This is a genomic window from Mycobacterium sp. NGS54 (assembly GCF_059812465.1).
The window spans coordinates 962,832-979,885 of record NZ_JCALCS010000001.1 but is presented as its reverse complement, the minus strand read 5'-3'; the positions used below and the strand labels follow the sequence as shown (position 1 = coordinate 979,885).

Sequence of the window (17,054 nt, the reverse complement as noted above, 5' to 3'; positions counted from 1 at the left end):
AACGCACGAAGAGGCGGTTATGCAGTAGAGAACAGCTATGCGGTCACGCAGGGCCCTCATCGCGGTGGTCGCGGCGGGCGCCGTTTTCCTGACGTTCATCGCGGCGGCCCCGCCGATCGCGTACGACGGTGAGCCGCCGCTCGTGACCAATCCCGTCGACCACGTCGACACGCTCATCGGCACGGGCACCGGCGGTGAGACGGTGGGGGAGATCAACGGCTTTCCCGGCGCCTCCGCGCCGTTCGGAATGGTGCAGTACTCGCCGGACACGGTCGGCAACTACGCCGGCTACAACTACGACAACCCGCGCGCCACCGGGTTCAGCATGACCCACGCCTCCGTGGGCTGCCCCGCGTTCGGCGACATCTCGATGCTGCCGACCACGACGCCGATCGGCGGGCAGCCGTGGAACGCCTGGGAACGGATCGCCCACGACGACACCGAGCAGGGCGCGCCGGGTTACTACACGGTGCGGTTTCCCGGCACCGGCGTGACCGCCGAACTCACCGCCACCACCCGCACCGGCGTCGGCCGCTTCCGCTATCCGCGCAACGGCCGGCCCGCGCTGTTCCACGTGCGCTCCGGCGCGTCGCTGGCGGGCAATTCGCGCGCCGCCATCGAGATCGGCGACGACAACACCACGATCACCGGGTGGGCGACCAGCGGCGGATTCTGCGGCAAGAGGAACACCTACACGGTGTATTTCGCCATGAAGTTCAGCCGGCCGTTCATCTCCTACGGCGCCTGGGACGGCTATTCCGTCTATGCCGGCGCCCGCACCGCGGTGTCGCCCTACAGCGGGGGCTACGTGGAATTCCCGCCCGGGGCCGTGCTCGAGGTGCGGACCGCGATCTCCTACGTCGGCATCGACGGCGCGCGCGCGAACCTGGCGGCCGAGGGCAACGCGAGCTTCGACGACGTGCGCGCCGCCGCGGTATCGAACTGGAATGCCACGCTGTCCTGCATCGCGGTGGCCGGCCGGAAGGTGGGCAACCTGGACGCCTTCTACACCTCGCTGTACCGGTCGCTGCTGCACCCCAACACATTCAACGACGCCGACGGTCGCTACATCGGTTTCGACGGCGTCATTCACAGCGTGGAGAAGGGACGCACCCAGTACGCCAACTTCTCCGACTGGGACACCTACCGGAGCCTGGCCGCCCTGCAGGGACTGCTCTTCCCCAAGCAGGCCAGCGACATGGCCCAATCACTGGTCAACGACGCCGAGCAGAGCGGATCGTTTCCCCGTTGGGCGCTGGCGAATTCGGCGACCGGCGAGATGAGCGGGGACAACGTGGTTCCGCTCATCGCGAACTTGTACGCCTTCGGCGCCAAGGACTTCGACGTCCACACGGCGTTGCGCTACATGGTCAACGCGGCGACGAAAGGCGGCGCCGGGCTGGGCGGCTACGTGGAGCGCCCGGGCATCGCCACCTACCTCGGGTTGGGCTACGCGCCCTACACCGTCGAGTTCGGCGGCGGCTGGATCTCCGACGCCTCCATCACCCTGGAGTGGTCGGTCGACGACTTCGCCATCTCCCGATTCGCCGAATCGCTGGGCGACACCGCGACCGCCGCCGAATTCCAGATCCGCGCGCAGTACTGGCAGAACGTGTTCAATCCCAGCACCCGCTACATCTCCCCCCGCAGCACGATGGGGTTCTTCCGCGATGGCCCCGGATTCGTCGATTCCCGTTCGGGTTTCGGCCAGGACGGGTACGACGAGGGCAACGCCGAGCAGTACGTCTGGTGGGTGCCGCAGAACGTCGCCGGCCTGGTGACGGCGCTCGGCGGCCGCTCCGCGGTCGTCGCGCGTCTCGACCGGTTCACCGAGAAGCTCAACGAGGGCCCGAACGAGCCGTATCTCTGGGCCGGCAACGAGCCCGGCTTCGGGGTGCCCTGGCTGTATAACTACGTCGGCCAGCCCTGGAAGACTCAGCTCACGGTCGACCGGGTCCGCGGGCTGTTCGGTCCGACGCCCGACGGCGCGCCGGGCAACGACGACCTCGGGGCGCTGTCCAGCTGGTACGTGTGGGCCGCCCTCGGCCTGTATCCGAGCACTCCGGGGACCCCGATCCTCACCGTTGCCACACCGCTGTTCGACCGGGCCGTAATCACCCTTCCCCAAGGCGGATCGATCCGGATCTCCGCCCCGGGCGCATCCGGGCCGCACCGATTGCGCTACATCAGCGGCCTGTCCGTCGACGGGGAGGCCACCGACCGCACGTGGCTCCCGGAACGGGTCGTCCGCGCCGGCGGCGATCTGAAGTTTTCGCTGGCCGCCTACCCGGACAAGTCGTGGGGCACCGCCGAGGACTCCGCGCCGCCGTCATTCGGCGCGGGAAGCTCGGCGGTCACCGTCAACGTCCCGCGGCCCATCGTCACGATCGCGCCCGGGCATGCCGGCACCGTGAAGGTCGACCTGCAACGGATGGTCGACGGCGTCGACGGCTTCCGCATCACCGGCACGTCCTCCGACGCCGGGGTCACGGTGGCGCCCGCGTCCGGGAAGTTCGGCGCCGATGGGGCGGCCGCCGTGGACGTCGGGGTCACCGTGGCGCAGTCGGTGCCCGACGCGTACTACGCGCTGTTCCTGAGCACCGCGGCCGGCGAAACAGTGCGGGGCTCAATCGTTTTCGTCGCCGTTCACAGCGGACCCGACGAGCCCTGAGGCCTCAGATCATCTCGTTCTCCGTCAGCCACCGCATCACCGGCCAGCCGGCGAACACGGGCAGCCAGCAGGTGAGCACGCGATACAGCAGCACCGACGGCACGCCGACGGCCGCGGGAATGCCGAACGCGGCCAGCCCACCGATCAGGGCGGCCTCCACGGCGCCGACACCGCCGGGCGTCGGGGCGGCCGAGGCCAGCGTCCCGCCGACCATCGTCACCACCGTGCAGGTGACGAACGACGCGCCGCCGCCGAAGGCCTCGACGCTGGTCCACAGCGCCAGCGCCGCACCGAGAGTCGTCCCGGCGCAACCGAGCACGATCAACCCCAGTCGTTTGGGTTCCCGGGCCACCTCGACGAGGTCGCCGCCGAGCTCTTTCAGCCTCGGGCGCAGGTCCGTGGCCAGCCACCGCCGCAGCCTCGGCACCAACAGTAAGGTGCCGACGCCGCCCAGCGCGACGCCCGCGATCAGGTACAGCACCGTGGCGCTCGGGACGTAGTGCGACAGATCCATCTGCGCGCCCGCGACGGTGGTAAACAGGATCAGCAAGACCAGGTGCATGATCACCTGCACCGCTTGCTGCAGCGCCACCGCGGTCGTGGCCCGCACCGCGGACAGCCCTCCGCCCTTCTGCAGATACCGCGTGCTGAGCGCGAGGCCGCCGACCCCGGCCGGCGTCGTGGTCGCCGCAAATGTGTTGGCCACCTGGGCTATCGACAGCTTCCAGAAGACCACCGATTCGTCGGCGCTCGCCCACAGGGCGGCGGCCGCGCCCACATACGTCAGCGCCGAAATGACCAGGCCCAGCAGCGCCCACCACCAATTCGCCCGACTCACTTGGGAAATGAACGTCGGCACGGTGCTGATGAACGGGTACGCGACATACACGAGCGCGACCAACAGCACCAGCTGGATGACCTGCCTGCGGGTGAACCGGGTGATCGTTTCGGTCTTGATCTGATCCGCACCGGTCTGCCGCTTCACCTCCGCGCGGGCGCCGGAGATCACCGCGCCGGCATCGGCGATCGATCGCCGGAGTGGTTTGGGCATCGCCGATTTCGTGAGCCGGCGCGAAGCGCTCAGCACGGTGTCCTTGCCGAACGCGTCGATCGCGGCGCCCACCGCCGACTCCGCGTCGTACAGCGCCGACGTCGTCACGAGCAGTTGGGCGATGTCGGACTGGAGTTGGGTCTCGGTGGCGCCGTACTCGGCGTTGCCGAACCCGCCGAACAGCACCCGCCCGTCGTCGACCGTGATCGTCGTCGCGCGCAGGTCGCCGTGGGAGATCTGGTTGTCGTTGAGGATTCGCAGCGACTCCCACGCGCGTTCGACCGGAGTTGTCAAGGCGCACCGTTCGAGCGGCGTTCCCCGAACGGTCCTGTGCGCGTACAACATCCACCCCCGGTCAAGGGGGGCGACGGCGACCGTCGTCGTGTTGGCGACGCCGATGTCGCCGATGGCGATGGCCATCAGCGCGCGATGTTCGACGGCGCGGCGCATCGACGCGACCAGGGGAGCGGTCTCTCGGGCCCGCAGCCGAAGTTTGCGCCATAGCTGAAGCAATGCGCCGCCGCTGCGTTGATGCGGGCCGTACAACTCGATCAACGCGTGGTCGGAGGGCGGCTCGGAATCCATGCACGCGGCCGACAACACGAGCGGCCCGGGCCCGGCGGGCCGGACCACCTGAAGCGCGGAGACCACGCAGCCGCGTTTGGCCAGCGCGCGCACCGTGCCCTCCAGCGGCACCTCGAGCGCGGGGGTGCCGACGACCAGCACCACCAGCGCGCCGACGAACCACCCGACCGCCAGCCCCAGCAAGGTACGCGCCGGCACGATGGCGCTGATAAAAAGGTGAATCGGCACGAAGGCCAGCAGCAGCGTCCACCACCAGTGCCGCCAGCGCGCGGGCAACCAGGGACCCGACACGGTCAGGACGGCCGCGAGCAGAGCGATCCAGCGCGGGTCGTCCAAGATCTGGGCCAGCACGGTCTGCGGTCGATCGGTGAGGTCGAAATGCCATCGCGGCGCGGAGATGCCGTTGCCGCCGATGGACAGCGGAAGCACCGCCAGCAGCCCCGCGGCCGCGTAGGCGCCGAGCATTTTCCACTGGCGGCCCGCGATCAACCCGATCAGGATCGCGAACGGCAGCGCCAGGATCGCGATGCCGTACACCAGGTAGACGAGATCCGACTGGGTGGGGGTCAGCACCCCGACGATCTCCGATATCGACTTCTCCAGCGCGACCCACTGCGGGCGGGTGATCAGCGAACCGGCGATCACGATCGCGAAGAAGACCACCGTCGCGGCGAGCCGGAGGATGTCGTTGGTCCGCCGGTTCAGCGGTTGCAGCAAGTCGCCCGAAACGCTGATCTCGCGCCCGTCAACCCGCATGTCGAGACCTTAACCGGATACTTGCCGGTCAGGGCGCAGGAACCTGACGGACAGGTTGTTCACATGCGGCGCGCGTAGGGTCGATTCGTAGCCGTGCTAGCGAATTGGAGGGGACCGGACGTGGCCAGAACCGACAACGACACGTGGGAGATCACCGAGAGCGTGGGCGCCACCGCGCTGGGCGTCGCGGCCGCCCGCGCGGCGGAAACCGAGAGCGAAAACCCACTGATCAGCGACCCGTTCGCGCGCGTCTTCCTCGACGCCGCCGGCGAGGGCATGTGGAACTGGTTCGCCGCCCCGGACCTGCCCGCCGAGATCACCGACGCGGAGCCCGACCTGCTGCCGCGTATGCGCGGAATGGTCGGGTACATGGCGGCCCGGACGGCGTTCTTCGACCAGTTCTTCTTGGACGCCACCCGGGCCGGCGTGCCCCAGGTGGTGATCCTGGCGGCCGGCTTGGACTCGCGGGCGTGGCGGCTGCCCTGGCCGGACGGCACCACGGTGTTCGAGCTCGACCAGCCCCGCGTGCTGGAGTTCAAGGCCGCGACGTTGGCCGAGCACGGCGCGCAGCCGACGTGCAACCTGGTGCACGTCCCGATCGACCTGCGCCACGACTGGCCGGACGCGTTGCGGGAGGCAGGTTTTGACGCCGCCGCGCCGAGCGCCTGGTCGGCCGAGGGGCTGCTGCCGTTCCTGCCGGCGGTGGCGCAGGAGCTGCTCTTCGAGCGGGTCCATGCGCTCGGCACGCCCGGCAGCCGGATCGCCGTGGAGGCGCCCGGCCCGGGCTTCATGGACCAGGCCGCCCGCGACAGGCAGCGCCAGACCATGCAGCGGGTGCGCGAGCTGATGGCCAGGCTGCAGCCCGAACGCGACATCCCCGAAGTCCAGGACCTGTGGTACTTCGAGGAGCGTGAGGACGTCGGCGATTGGCTGCGCCGGCACGGCTGGGACGTGACGGTGACGCCGGCCGCGGAGCTGATGGCCCGCTACGATCGCAGGCCCCCCGAGGGCATCGAGGACGCCGTCCCGCGAGCCTTGTTCGTGTCGGCACAGCGGACCGAGGGGAACTGAGCGTGGCCAGAACCGACGACGACACCTGGGAGATCACCGAAAGCGTGGGGGCGACGGCCCTGGGCGTGGCCTCGGCGCGCGCCATGGAAACCGAGAGCGAGAACCCGTTGATCAGCGACCCGTTCGCGCGGGTCTTCCTCGACGCCGCCGGTGACGGGCTGTGGAATTGGTACTCCGCGTCGCAGCTGCCCGCCGAGGTCCTTCAGGCCGAGCCGAGCCTGCAGTTGCAGATGAAGGCGATGGTCGGCTACATGGCTTGCCGCACGGCGTTTTTCGATAACTTCTTCATCAACGCCGGCGAGGCCGGAATCCGCCAGGCGGTGATCCTGGCGGCGGGTTTGGACTCGCGGGCGTGGCGGCTGCCCTGGCCGGACGGTGTCACGGTGTACGAGCTCGACCAGCCGCGGGTGCTGGAGTTCAAATCGTCGACGCTGGACGCCTATGGGGCGCAGCCCGCCTGCAAACGCGTCGCCGTCCCGGTGGACCTGCGTCAGGACTGGCCGACGGCGTTGCGGCAGGCGGGTTTTGACCCGTCGGCGCCCAGCGCCTGGTCGGCCGAGGGCCTGATGCCCTACCTGCCCGCCGCGGCCCAGGACCTGTTGTTCGAACGCGTCGACGGGCTTGCCGTCCCCGGCAGCCGGGTCGCCGTGGAAGCGCTGGGACCGAAGTTCCTCGACCCGGAGTTCCGCGCCAACCGCCGCACGCGCATGGAGCGGATCCGCGCCCTGGTCACCAAACTGGACCCGCAGCGCCAGATCCCCAACAACGAGGAGTTGTTCTACTTCGAGGAGCGCGCAGAGGTCGGTGACTGGTTCGGCCGCCACGGCTGGGCCGTGACGGTGCAGTCGGCCGGCGAGCTGATGGCCGAGTACGGTCGCCGAGCCCCGAAAGAGGTCGAGGACCAGGTTCCGGGGAATCTGTTCGTGACTGCACGGCGATAAAATCAGCTGCACGGTTTCCGGCCCCGGCGATCGTTGTCAGCAAAGGGGAACTCGAGCGGATGGATCGCCCGAACAAGGGGATCAGCCGGCGCGATGTGCTTTTCGCGATCGCGGGCGCCTTCGCGCTCACCGCGGTGATACAGCCGACGCGGGCGGTGGCGATTACGGAGAAGTCGTCCCTCGGCCCGGTGGGGCTCGCGGAGCGGGCGGACCTGGCGGAGCGGGCGGTCATGGCGCGGCACGTTCACCCGCTCTGGTGGCACTCCGGGGTGCAACTTGGCACGCTGCACTGGCCGTCGTCGCTGTTCGACCGATTGTTGTTGGCGCGCTGGTGTTACTGGTGGCAGGCCCACCTGCTGGACTGCGCGGTGGATGCCGCCTACCGCGCACGCACCCCCGAACGCGTCGACCGGATCGGCGCCATCGCGCGCGGCATTCACACCCGCAATCTCACCGGCTGGACCAACGCGTACTACGACGACATGTCTTGGCTGGTGCTGGCGCTCGAACGCGCCGACAGGCTGCTCGGCGTCCGGTTCGACGATGCCGTTCCCAAGCTGCGGACCGCCCTGCTTGACGGCTGGAATCCGGCCGTCCGCGCGGTGCCCTGGAAGCTCGGCCACGATTACTACAGCACCTCCGCGATCGGTCCGGCCGGCATCGCGTTGGCGCGCCTGGGCGAACTGTCCCGCGCCGAACGGCTCGCCGATTACCTGCAGACCCGGCTGCGCGACACCGACAGCGGCCTCATCTTTGACGGCGTGCACGAACCCGGCGGGCCGGTGAACCGCTCGCTGATGACCTACTGTCAGGGCGTGGCCATCGGCCTGGAGACCGAATTGGCCTTGCGCACAGACGATTCGAGCCATCGCGACCGCGCGGCGGCGCTCGTCGCCGCCACCGCCGACAGGCTCGCCGACGCGGGCGTGATCACCGGAGCCGCCGGGAACGACTCCGGGCTGTTCATGGGCATCCTCGCCAGATATCTCGCCCAGACCGCGCTCGCGCTGGGCGACACCACCGCCGCCCGGCTCGTGCACGCCTCCGCGCGGGCGGCCTGGGACAACCGCGCCGAGGTGGACGGGCTGCCGCTGTTCGGTGCGCATTGGGCTCGCCCGGTCACCGCGCCCTCGTTGCTGGCTTCGTCGCCGAACCAGAGCCACGATCTCTCGGTACAGCTGAGCGGGTGGATGCTCCTCGAGGCGGACTACCAGCTCACCTCCGCCGGGCACTGAGCCCGCCGCGGCCCAGGGCCGCAAGCGGCGTTGTGAACGCGACACACTGGTCTGACCACTTGACGTCTGACCTCCGACCAATCACACTTCACCCATGGCGCTGCAGCCGGTGATCCGCCGATCGGTGCCCGAAGAGGTGTTCGAGCAGATCGCGACCGACGTCCTCAGCGGCGAGATGCAACCCGGCGAGGCGTTGCCCAGCGAACGGCGGTTGGCCGAGGTTTTCGGGGTATCTCGGCCGGCCGTTCGCGAGGCGCTCAAGCGCCTTTCGGCGGCCAGCCTGGTCGAGGTGCGCCAGGGCGGCGTCACGACCGTGCGTGATTTCCGGCGGCATGCCGGCCTCGACCTGCTGCCGCGCTTACTGTTTCGCAACGGCGAGCTCGACCTCGCCGTCTTCCACAGCATGCTGGAGGCCCGGCTGCGCATCGGTCCGAAGGTCGCCGAGCTCGCGGCCGAACAACGCGGGCCCGAATTGGCCGCTTCGCTCGAGGACTCCCTGCGGGTCCTCGAGGGCCGCCAAGACCCGGTCGAGTGGCAACGCGCCACGCTCGCGTTCTGGGATCACGTGGTCGACGGCGCCGGCTCGATCGTGTTCCGGTTGATGTACAACGCTTTTCGCGCCGCGTACGAGCCGGCGCTGGACGCCCTGGCCGCCGCCATGACGAGCGAGGTCAAACGTCCGGACGGCTACCGGAAATTGGCCGATGCGATCCGTGCCGGCGATCCGGCCGCGGCGAAGAAGGCCGCCCAGGACATGCTGGAACTCGCCAACACCTCGATGACGGCCGCGCTCGACCGCCGGGGGAAGCGTCGATGAGCACCCACGCCGTGGTCACCGCCTACCTGCGGGGCCAGGTTCAGCCCGGCATCGACGCGATCGGCGGTTTCTTCCGCACCTGCGTCCTGACCGGAAAGGCCCTGTTCCGGCGTCCCTTTCAGTGGCGCGAGACGATCGAGCAGGGCTGGTTCATCACCAGCGTCTCGCTCCTGCCCACGCTCGCGGTCTCGATCCCGCTGACCGTGCTCATCATCTTCACGCTCAACATCCTGCTGGCGGAGTTCGGCGCTGCCGACATCTCCGGCGCGGGTGCGGCGCTGGGCGCGGTCACGCAGCTGGGGCCGCTGACCACCGTCCTGGTGATCGCCGGTGCCGGGTCCACCGCGATCTGCGCCGACCTCGGCGCGCGGACCATCCGCGAGGAGATCGACGCGCTGGAGGTGCTCGGCATCGACCCGATCCACCGGCTGGTGGTTCCCCGCGTCGTCGCCGCCACCATCGTAGCCACCCTGCTCAACGGCGCCGTGATCACGATCGGCCTGGTCGGCGGATTCATCTTCGGCGTTTACATCCAACACATTTCGGCCGGCGCCTACGTCGGCACCCTCACCCTGATCACCGGCCTGCCCGAGGTGGTCATCTCGGTGGTCAAGTCGGCCACGTTCGGAACCATCGCCGGCCTGGTCGGCTGCTATCGCGGCCTGACCACGAAGGGCGGGCCCAAGGGCGTCGGAACCGCGGTGAACGAGACGCTGGTGCTGTGCGTGATCGCGCTGTTCGCGGTCAACGTGGTGCTGACCACGATCGGCGTGCGGTTCGGGACGGGGCGCTGACGTGTCGACCGCAGCGGTGTTCCGGTCCCGCTACCCGCGGACCGCCGCCAACCTCAACCGCTACGGCGGTGGCGCGACCCGAAGGCTCTGGCAAATCGGGGTTTTCGCGAGGTTCACCCGGATCAGCGTCGGGGAGATCGGGTGGGCGTTGCGCCACTATCGGCGGGAGACGCTGCGGCTCATCGCCGAGATCGGCATGGGCACCGGCGCGATGGCCGTGGTCGGCGGCACGGTCGCGATCATCGGCTTCGTCACCCTGTCCGGCGGTTCGCTGATCGCCATCCAGGGCTTCGCGTCGCTGGGCAACATCGGCGTCGAGGCCTTCACCGGATTCTTTGCCGCACTGGCGAACACCCGCATCGCCGCGCCCATCGTCGCCGGGGTCACGCTGGCCGCCACGGTCGGCGCCGGCGCCACCGCCCAGCTGGGCGCCATGCGGATCAGTGAGGAGATCGACGCGCTGGAAGTCATGGGCATCAAGTCGATCTCATTCCTGGTCTCCACCCGGATTCTGGGCGGGCTGGCGGTGATCGTGCCGCTCTACGCCCTCGCGCTGGACATGGCGTTCACGTCGGGTCAGGTCGTCACGACGGTGTTCTACGGCCAGTCGAACGGCACCTACGAGCACTACTTCCGCACCTTCCTGCGGCCCGAGGACGTGGGCTGGTCGGTGGTGGAGGTCGTCATCATCGCGGTGGTCGTGATGATCACCCACTGCTACTACGGCTACACCGCCAGCGGCGGCCCGGTCGGCGTCGGCCAGGCCGTGGGCCGCTCGATGCGATTCTCGCTCGTCTCGGTGGTGGTTGTCGTCCTGCTGGCCCAGTTGGCGCTCTACGGCGTCGACCCCAACTTCAACCTCACGGTGTGACGGCCATGGCGGCGCCGGCGACGCGGAAGAACCGACGGGCGTGGGTGTACGTCGAGGGTGTGATCCTGGTGGCGGCCTGCGGGCTGGTTCTTGCGCTGGTGTACTTGCAGTTTCGGGGCGACTTCACGCCCAAGACCCAGCTGACGATGGTGGCCTCGCGGGCCGGCCTGGTGATGGAAACGGGATCGAAGGTCACCTACAACGGGGTGGAGATCGGCCGGGTGTCGCACATCTCGGAGATCCAGCGCGACGGCCGGCCGGCGGCCAAGCTGGTGTTGGACGTGAATCCGCGCTACCTCAACCTGATTCCGGCCAACGTGGTGGCCAACATCGAGGCGGCCACCCTGTTCGGCAACAAATACGTGTCGCTGATCTCACCGGAAGACCCGGCGCCGCGGCGAATCTCGCCGCACGACGTGATCGACGTGCGGTCGGTCACCACCGAATTCAACACGCTGTTCGAGACGGTCACCTCGATATCCGAGAAGGTGGATCCGATCGAACTGAACGCGACGCTGTCCGCGCTGGCGCAGGCGCTGGACGGCCTCGGGGCCAAGTTCGGCCAGTCGATCGTCAACGGCAACGAGATTCTCGCGCAACTCAATCCGCGGATGCCGCAGATCCGGTACGACGTGCGCCGGTTGGCCGACCTGGCCGACGTCTACACCGGCGCCTCACCCGATCTGTGGGACTTCCTGCGTAACGCGGTGACCATCGCGCGCACGCTGACCAGGCAGCAGGGCGACCTGGACGCCGCGCTGCTGGCGGCGGTGGGAGTGGGCGGCACCGGCGAGGAGGTCTTCGCCAAGGGCGGGCCGTACCTGGCGCGCGGGGCCGCCGACCTCGTGCCCACCGCGGAACTGCTCGACACCTACAGCCCCGAAATGTTCTGCACGATCCGCAATTTTCACGACGCCGCACCCGAGGTCGCCAAAGCGGCCGGCGGCAACGGCTATTCGCTGTCGGCCGCGGGATCGCTCATCGGGGCGCCCAACCCCTACGTCTATCCGGACAACCTGCCGCGGGTGAACGCCCGCGGCGGACCCGGGGGCAGGCCGGGCTGCTGGCAGAAGATCACCCGGGACCTGTGGCCGGCCCCGTATCTGGTGATGGACACCGGCGCCAGCCTGGTGCCCTACAACCACCTCGAGCTCGGCCAGCCGCTGGCGACCGAATACGTCTGGGGCCGCCAATACGGGGAGAACACGATCAACCCATGAGAACCACCGGCACAGCGGTCAAACTCGGCGTCTTCTGGTTGGTGCTGGCGATGTTCACCGTGCTGATCGTCGTCGTGTTCGGCCAGGTGCGATTCGGCCACACCACCGGGTACTCCGCGGTGTTCAGCGACGCGGGTGGGCTTCGGGCCGGGCAGTTCGTCCGCGCGTCGGGGGTCGAGGTCGGCAAGGTCTCCAAGGTGACGTTGATTGACCGGGACGCGCGAGTGTTGGTGGAGTTCAACGTGGATCGCTCGCTGCCGCTGGATCGGGCCACGACCGCGTCGATCCGCTACCTCAACCTGATCGGCGACCGCTACCTGGAGCTCAAACACGGCGACAGCGGACAGCGGCTGGCACCCGGTGGCACGATCCCGATCGAGCACACCCAACCGGCGTTGGATCTCGACGCTTTGATCGGCGGGTTCCGTCCGCTATTCAAGGCGCTGGACCCGAACAAGGTCAACAGCATTGCGCAGTCGATCATCACCGTGTTCCAGGGCCAGGGCGCCACCATCAACGACATCCTCGACCAGACCGCCGCGCTGACCGCGGCGCTGGCCGACCGTGACAAGGCGATCGGTGAGGTCGTCACCAACCTCAACACCGTGCTCGCCACCACCGTCAAGCATCAGAAGGACTTCGACCGAACGGTCGACAACTTGGACCTGCTGATCACCGGGCTGAAAAACCGGGCCGACCCGCTGGCCGCGGCGGCGGCGCACATCAGCGACGCCGCTGGAACCCTGGCCGACCTGCTGGGTGAGGACCGGCCACTGCTGCACGGCACCCTCGAGCGCCTCGAGGGCATCCAGCAACCGCTCATCAACGACCTGCCCACCCTCGACGGTGTGCTGGCCAAGCTGCCGAACGCTTTTCGCGTCATCGGCCGCGCCGGCGGCATCTACGGCGACTTCTACAACTTCTACCTGTGCGATATCGCGATCAAGGTCAACGGCTTACAGCCCGGCGGTCCGGTGCGCACCATCAAGCTCTTCGGCCAGCCCACCGGGAGGTGCACGCCGCAATGAGAACGCTGACGGAGTTCAACCGCACCCGCGTCGGACTGATGGGCGCGCTGGTCACGCTGCTGGCCGTCGGTGTGGGCCAGAGCTTCACCAGCGTGCCGATGCTGTTCGCCATGCCCACCTACTACGCCCAATTCGCCGACACCGGCGGCATCAGCGCCGGCGACAAGGTCGAGATCGCCGGGGTGAACGTCGGACTGGTGCGCTCGCTGGCGATCCACGGCAACCGGGTCCTGATCGGCTTCTCGATGCCCGGCCGGACGATCGGGCGGCAGAGCCGCGCCGCGATCCGCACCGACACCCTGCTCGGCCGCAAGAACATGGCGATCGAAAACCGCGGGGCGGATCCGTTGCGGCCCAACGACGTTATCCCGTCGGGGCAGACGACCACGCCCTACCAGATCTACGACGCGTTCGTCGACGTCACGAGGGCCGCGACGGACTGGGACATCGACGCCGTCAAACGGTCGCTGAACGTGTTGTCCGAGACGTTCGATCAGACCGCGCCGCACCTGAGCGCCGCCCTTGACGGGGTGGCCAAGTTCTCCGACACCGTCGGCAGGCGCGACGATCAGATCAAGCAACTGCTGGCCAACGCGAGCAAGCTCACCCGCGTACTCGGCGACCGCAGCCAGCAGGTCGACGGGCTGTTGGTCAACGCCAAGACCCTGCTGGGTGCGTTCCGGCAGCGCAGCCAGGCGCTGAGCATCCTGCTGAGCAACGTGTCGGCCGTCTCGACGCAGGTGTCCGCCCTGATCAACGAAAACCCGAACGCCCACCGCGTGCTGGAGCAATTGGGCACGGTCAGCGACGAATTGGTGAAACGCAAGAAGGAATTGGCCGATGTGCTGGTACTGCTCAGCCGATACACCGCATCCCTGACCGAGGCCGTCGCGTCCGGGCCGTACTTCAAGGCGATCGTGGCGAACCTGCTGCCCTACCAAATCCTTCAGCCGTGGGTGGACGCCGCATTCAAGAAGCGGGGCATCGACCCGGAGAACTTCTGGCGTGGCGCCGGCCTGCCGGAGTTCCGCTGGCCCGACCCCAACGGCAGCCGGTTCCCCAACGGCGCCCCGCCGCCGGCGCCGCCGGTGCTGGAGGGCACCCCCGACCATCCGCAACCGGCCGTCCCGCCGGGATCGCCGTGTTCGTACGCCCCGGCCGCCGACAGCCCGCCGCGGCCGACAAACCCGTTGCCGTGCGCACTTTCCGAGCAAGGCCCGTTCGGTCCGGTCGTCGGCGGGTTCCCGGCGCCGCTGGACGTTGCGGCGTCGCCGCCGAACCCCGACGGCCCGCCGCCCGCACCCGGTATCCCGAGCGCGGGCCGGCCGGGACAGGCGCCGCCGGCCGTCCCCGGCACCCCGGCGCCGCTGCCGACACACGCACCACCCGGCGCGCGCACCGAAGGGACGGGGGACCGATGAGCACCATCTTCGACATCCGCAGCCTGCGCCTGCCGAAAGTGTCCGGGCGGGCGGTGGTGGTGGCTGCGCTGGCGGCCGTCTTCGTGTTCATCGCCGCCGTCGCCGGGGCGCAGCTCTACCGCAGGCTGACCAACACGACCGTCGTCGCGTACTTCCCCGAGACCCTCGCGCTGTACCCGGGCGACAAAGTTCAGATCATGGGTGTGCGCGTCGGCTCGATCGACAAGATCGAGCCGGACGGCGACAGGATGCGAGTCACGTTGCACTACAACAACGAATTCAAGGTGCCCGCCGAGGCCACCGCATCGATCCTGAACCCCAGCCTGGTCGCGTCGCGCACCATCCAGCTGTCACCGCCCTACACCGACGGACCGGCGCTGCGCGACGGCGACGTCATCCCGATCGAGCGCACCCGGGTGCCCGTCGAGTGGGACCAGCTGCGCGATTCCATCAACGGCATCCTGCGTCAGCTCGGCCCGACACCCCAGCAACCGAAGGGACCGTTCGGCGACATCATCGAATCGGCCGCCGACAACCTGTCCGGAAAAGGCAAGCAGGTCAACGAAACCCTGAACAGCTTGTCGCGGGCGCTGACCGCGCTCAACGAGGGTCGAGGAGACTTCGTCGCGATCACCCGAAGCCTGGCGCAGTTCGTCACCGCGCTGTATCAGAACGACCAACAGTTCGTCGCGCTCAACGACGACCTCGCCGAGTTCACCGGCTGGTTCACCAAATCCGACCGCGACGTGTCCGACACGGTCACCCACCTCGACGACGTGCTCACCACCGCCCGAAAATTCGTGAACGACAACAGGTCCGCGCTGAGCCACGACGTCAACAACCTCGCGGACGCGACCACCACGCTCCTGCAACCCGAGGCGCGGGACGGCCTGGAGACCGCGCTGCACGTGTTGCCCACCTTCGCCGGTAACTTCAACAACCTCTACCACCCCGCGCACAGCTCGCTGGTGGGCTTGTTCGAGTTCACCAACTTCGCCAACCCGATTCAGTTCATCTGCAGTGCGATCCAGGCCGGGAGCCGGCTGGGCTATCAGGACTCCGCCGAGCTGTGCGCGCAGTATCTGGCGCCGGTTCTGGACGCCATCAAGTTCAACTACCTGCCGGTCGGCCTGAACCCGTTCAACTCGGCGGCGACCCTACCCAAGGAGGTGGCGTACTCCGAGGAGCGGCTGCGACCGCCGCCCGGATACAAGGACACCACCGTTCCGGGGATCTTCTCGCGCGACACCCCGTTTTCGCACGGCAACCACGAACCGGGCTGGGTCGTCGCGCCTGGCATGCAGGGAACCCGGGTGCAGCCGTTTACGGCCGACATGCTGACCCCCGAATCGCTGGCCGAGCTGATGGGCGGCCCCGACGCCGGGCCCCCGCCGCCGGGAACCAATCTGCCCGGACCGCCCAACGCCTACGACGAGTCGGGGCCGGGCCAGTGAGCGCGCTTCGCCGCGGGCTGGTGTTGCTGCTCGCCCTGCTGCTGGTCCCCGTCGTGCTGACATCGTGCACCTGGCAGGGCATCGCCAACGTGCCGTTGCCCGTCGGGCGCGGCACCGGGGCCGACCGGCTGACGATCTACGTGCAAATGCCGGATACGCTGGCGCTCAACACAAACAGCCGGGTGCGGGTCGCCGACGTATGGGTCGGAACGGTGCGCGCCATCGCGCTGAAGAACTGGATCGCCACCCTGACCCTCGACCTCGATCCGGGCGTGAAGCTGCCGGCCAACGCGACCGCCAAGATCGGCCAGACGAGCCTGCTGGGCACCCAGCACGTCGAGCTCGCCGCGCCGAAAAACCCGTCGGCGCAGCCGTTGAGGAGCGGTGACACCATCGCCCTGAAGAACTCCTCGGCCTACCCCACGGTCGAGCGGACGCTGGCGAGCGTCGCGGTCATCCTCAACGGCGGCGGTCTGGCCAACCTCGACGCGATCCAGACCGAGGTGGTCAACATCCTTGACGGCCACGCCGGCCAGGTTCGCGAATTGCTCACCCGGCTGGACGCATTCGTCGCCGAGCTGAATCGCCAACGCGACGACCTCGTCCGGGCGATCGATTCGACCAATCAGCTGCTGACCATCGTCGCCAACCGCGACGACACGCTGGATCGGGTTCTCACCGAGATCCCGCCGCTGATCCAGCATTTCGCCGACACCCGCAATCTGTTCGCCGACGCCACCGAATCCCTCGGGCGGTTCAGCGACGTCGCCAACCGGGCGCTGGCCGATGCCCGCCCCAACCTCAACCGGAGCCTGCAGTCGCTGCAGCGACCGCTCAGCCAGCTCGGCCTGGCTTCGCCCTACGTGGTCGGAGCGCTGAAACTGGGCCTCACGGCGCCGTTCAACATCGACCACATCACGCAGGTGATCCGCGGTGACTACGTCAATCTGTCGCCCGTGCTCGACCTGACGCTGTCCAGCCTCGACAACGCGATGCTCAGCGGAACCGGCTTTTCCGGGGCGTTGCGCGCGCTCGAGCAGGCGTGGGGACGGGACCCGAACACCATGATCCCGGACGTGCGCTACGCGCCCAACCCCAACGACGCCCCGGGCGGGCCGCTGGTGGAAAGGGGCGAATGA

13 protein-coding genes are annotated in these 17,054 nt (G+C 68.7%); 12 read left to right on the top strand and 1 reads right to left on the bottom strand.

What is annotated here, in order from left to right; translation table 11 throughout:
• Positions 1-37 precede the first annotated feature (37 nt).
• Positions 38-2,671 carry a GH92 family glycosyl hydrolase gene (locus AC5Y5E_RS04850; RefSeq protein ID WP_499901790.1) on the top strand — a complete coding sequence of 878 codons (2,634 nt, stop codon included), beginning with the start codon at positions 38-40 and terminating at the stop codon, positions 2,669-2,671.
• 4 nt (positions 2,672-2,675) lie between these two features.
• Here AC5Y5E_RS04850 and AC5Y5E_RS04845 read toward each other — a convergent pair whose 3' ends face one another.
• The gene (locus AC5Y5E_RS04845) at positions 2,676-5,063 is read right to left on the bottom strand and encodes a flippase-like domain-containing protein (RefSeq protein WP_499901789.1); all 2,388 of its coding nucleotides are present in this window, start codon (positions 5,061-5,063) and stop codon (positions 2,676-2,678) included.
• Positions 5,064-5,183: 120 nt separating this feature from the next.
• Between AC5Y5E_RS04845 and AC5Y5E_RS04840 the strand changes: the two genes are divergently transcribed.
• From AC5Y5E_RS04840 to AC5Y5E_RS04790, 11 genes are all read left to right on the top strand, one after another.
• Positions 5,184-6,134, top strand: coding sequence for a class I SAM-dependent methyltransferase (locus tag AC5Y5E_RS04840; RefSeq protein ID WP_499901788.1), 951 nt, complete (start codon positions 5,184-5,186; stop codon positions 6,132-6,134).
• Between the two features lie 2 nt (positions 6,135-6,136).
• A complete protein-coding gene (locus AC5Y5E_RS04835; RefSeq protein WP_499901787.1) occupies positions 6,137-7,075 on the top strand; it encodes a class I SAM-dependent methyltransferase in 939 nt (312 codons plus the stop codon).
• A 59-nt stretch (positions 7,076-7,134) separates the two neighbouring features.
• Complete coding sequence (locus AC5Y5E_RS04830; protein ID WP_499901786.1) at positions 7,135-8,310, top strand: glycoside hydrolase family 76 protein; 1,176 nt, start codon at positions 7,135-7,137, stop codon at positions 8,308-8,310.
• A gap of 94 nt (positions 8,311-8,404) precedes the next feature.
• On the top strand, positions 8,405-9,127 hold the full coding sequence (locus AC5Y5E_RS04825) for a FadR/GntR family transcriptional regulator (RefSeq protein ID WP_499901785.1): 723 nt from the start codon (positions 8,405-8,407) through the stop codon (positions 9,125-9,127).
• The gene (locus AC5Y5E_RS04820; protein ID WP_499901784.1) at positions 9,124-9,921 is read left to right on the top strand and encodes an MlaE family ABC transporter permease; all 798 of its coding nucleotides are present in this window, start codon (positions 9,124-9,126) and stop codon (positions 9,919-9,921) included. The genes AC5Y5E_RS04825 and AC5Y5E_RS04820 overlap by 4 nt, the downstream gene beginning before the upstream one ends.
• A gap of 1 nt (position 9,922) precedes the next feature.
• Positions 9,923-10,792 (top strand): ABC transporter permease, encoded by an 870-nt coding sequence (locus AC5Y5E_RS04815; protein WP_499901783.1) that lies wholly within the window; start codon positions 9,923-9,925, stop codon positions 10,790-10,792.
• Positions 10,793-10,797: 5 nt separating this feature from the next.
• Complete coding sequence (locus tag AC5Y5E_RS04810; RefSeq protein WP_499901883.1) at positions 10,798-12,012, top strand: MCE family protein; 1,215 nt, start codon at positions 10,798-10,800, stop codon at positions 12,010-12,012.
• The gene (locus AC5Y5E_RS04805) at positions 12,009-13,040 is read left to right on the top strand and encodes an MCE family protein (RefSeq protein ID WP_499901782.1); all 1,032 of its coding nucleotides are present in this window, start codon (positions 12,009-12,011) and stop codon (positions 13,038-13,040) included. Before AC5Y5E_RS04810 ends, AC5Y5E_RS04805 begins: the two co-directional genes overlap by 4 nt.
• A complete protein-coding gene (locus AC5Y5E_RS04800; RefSeq protein ID WP_499901781.1) occupies positions 13,037-14,461 on the top strand; it encodes a virulence factor Mce family protein in 1,425 nt (474 codons plus the stop codon). The genes AC5Y5E_RS04805 and AC5Y5E_RS04800 overlap by 4 nt, the downstream gene beginning before the upstream one ends.
• On the top strand, positions 14,458-15,915 hold the full coding sequence (locus tag AC5Y5E_RS04795; protein WP_499901780.1) for a virulence factor Mce family protein: 1,458 nt from the start codon (positions 14,458-14,460) through the stop codon (positions 15,913-15,915). Before AC5Y5E_RS04800 ends, AC5Y5E_RS04795 begins: the two co-directional genes overlap by 4 nt.
• Complete coding sequence (locus AC5Y5E_RS04790) at positions 15,912-17,054, top strand: virulence factor Mce family protein (RefSeq protein WP_499901779.1); 1,143 nt, start codon at positions 15,912-15,914, stop codon at positions 17,052-17,054. Before AC5Y5E_RS04795 ends, AC5Y5E_RS04790 begins: the two co-directional genes overlap by 4 nt.

What these genes read in the sequence shown, in the direction of transcription:
- AC5Y5E_RS04850 (WP_499901790.1), top strand. Translation starts at nt 38, where the DNA reads ATGCGGTCACGCAGGGCCCTCATCGCGGTGGTCGCGGCGGGCGCCGTT.
- AC5Y5E_RS04845 (WP_499901789.1), bottom strand. Translation starts at nt 5,063, where the DNA reads ATGCGGGTTGACGGGCGCGAGATCAGCGTTTCGGGCGACTTGCTGCAA.
- AC5Y5E_RS04830 (WP_499901786.1), top strand. Translation starts at nt 7,135, where the DNA reads ATGGATCGCCCGAACAAGGGGATCAGCCGGCGCGATGTGCTTTTCGCG.
- AC5Y5E_RS04825 (WP_499901785.1), top strand. Translation starts at nt 8,405, where the DNA reads ATGGCGCTGCAGCCGGTGATCCGCCGATCGGTGCCCGAAGAGGTGTTC.
- AC5Y5E_RS04820 (WP_499901784.1), top strand. Translation starts at nt 9,124, where the DNA reads ATGAGCACCCACGCCGTGGTCACCGCCTACCTGCGGGGCCAGGTTCAG.
- AC5Y5E_RS04810 (WP_499901883.1), top strand. Translation starts at nt 10,798, where the DNA reads ATGGCGGCGCCGGCGACGCGGAAGAACCGACGGGCGTGGGTGTACGTC.
- AC5Y5E_RS04805 (WP_499901782.1), top strand. Translation starts at nt 12,009, where the DNA reads ATGAGAACCACCGGCACAGCGGTCAAACTCGGCGTCTTCTGGTTGGTG.
- AC5Y5E_RS04800 (WP_499901781.1), top strand. Translation starts at nt 13,037, where the DNA reads ATGAGAACGCTGACGGAGTTCAACCGCACCCGCGTCGGACTGATGGGC.
- AC5Y5E_RS04795 (WP_499901780.1), top strand. Translation starts at nt 14,458, where the DNA reads ATGAGCACCATCTTCGACATCCGCAGCCTGCGCCTGCCGAAAGTGTCC.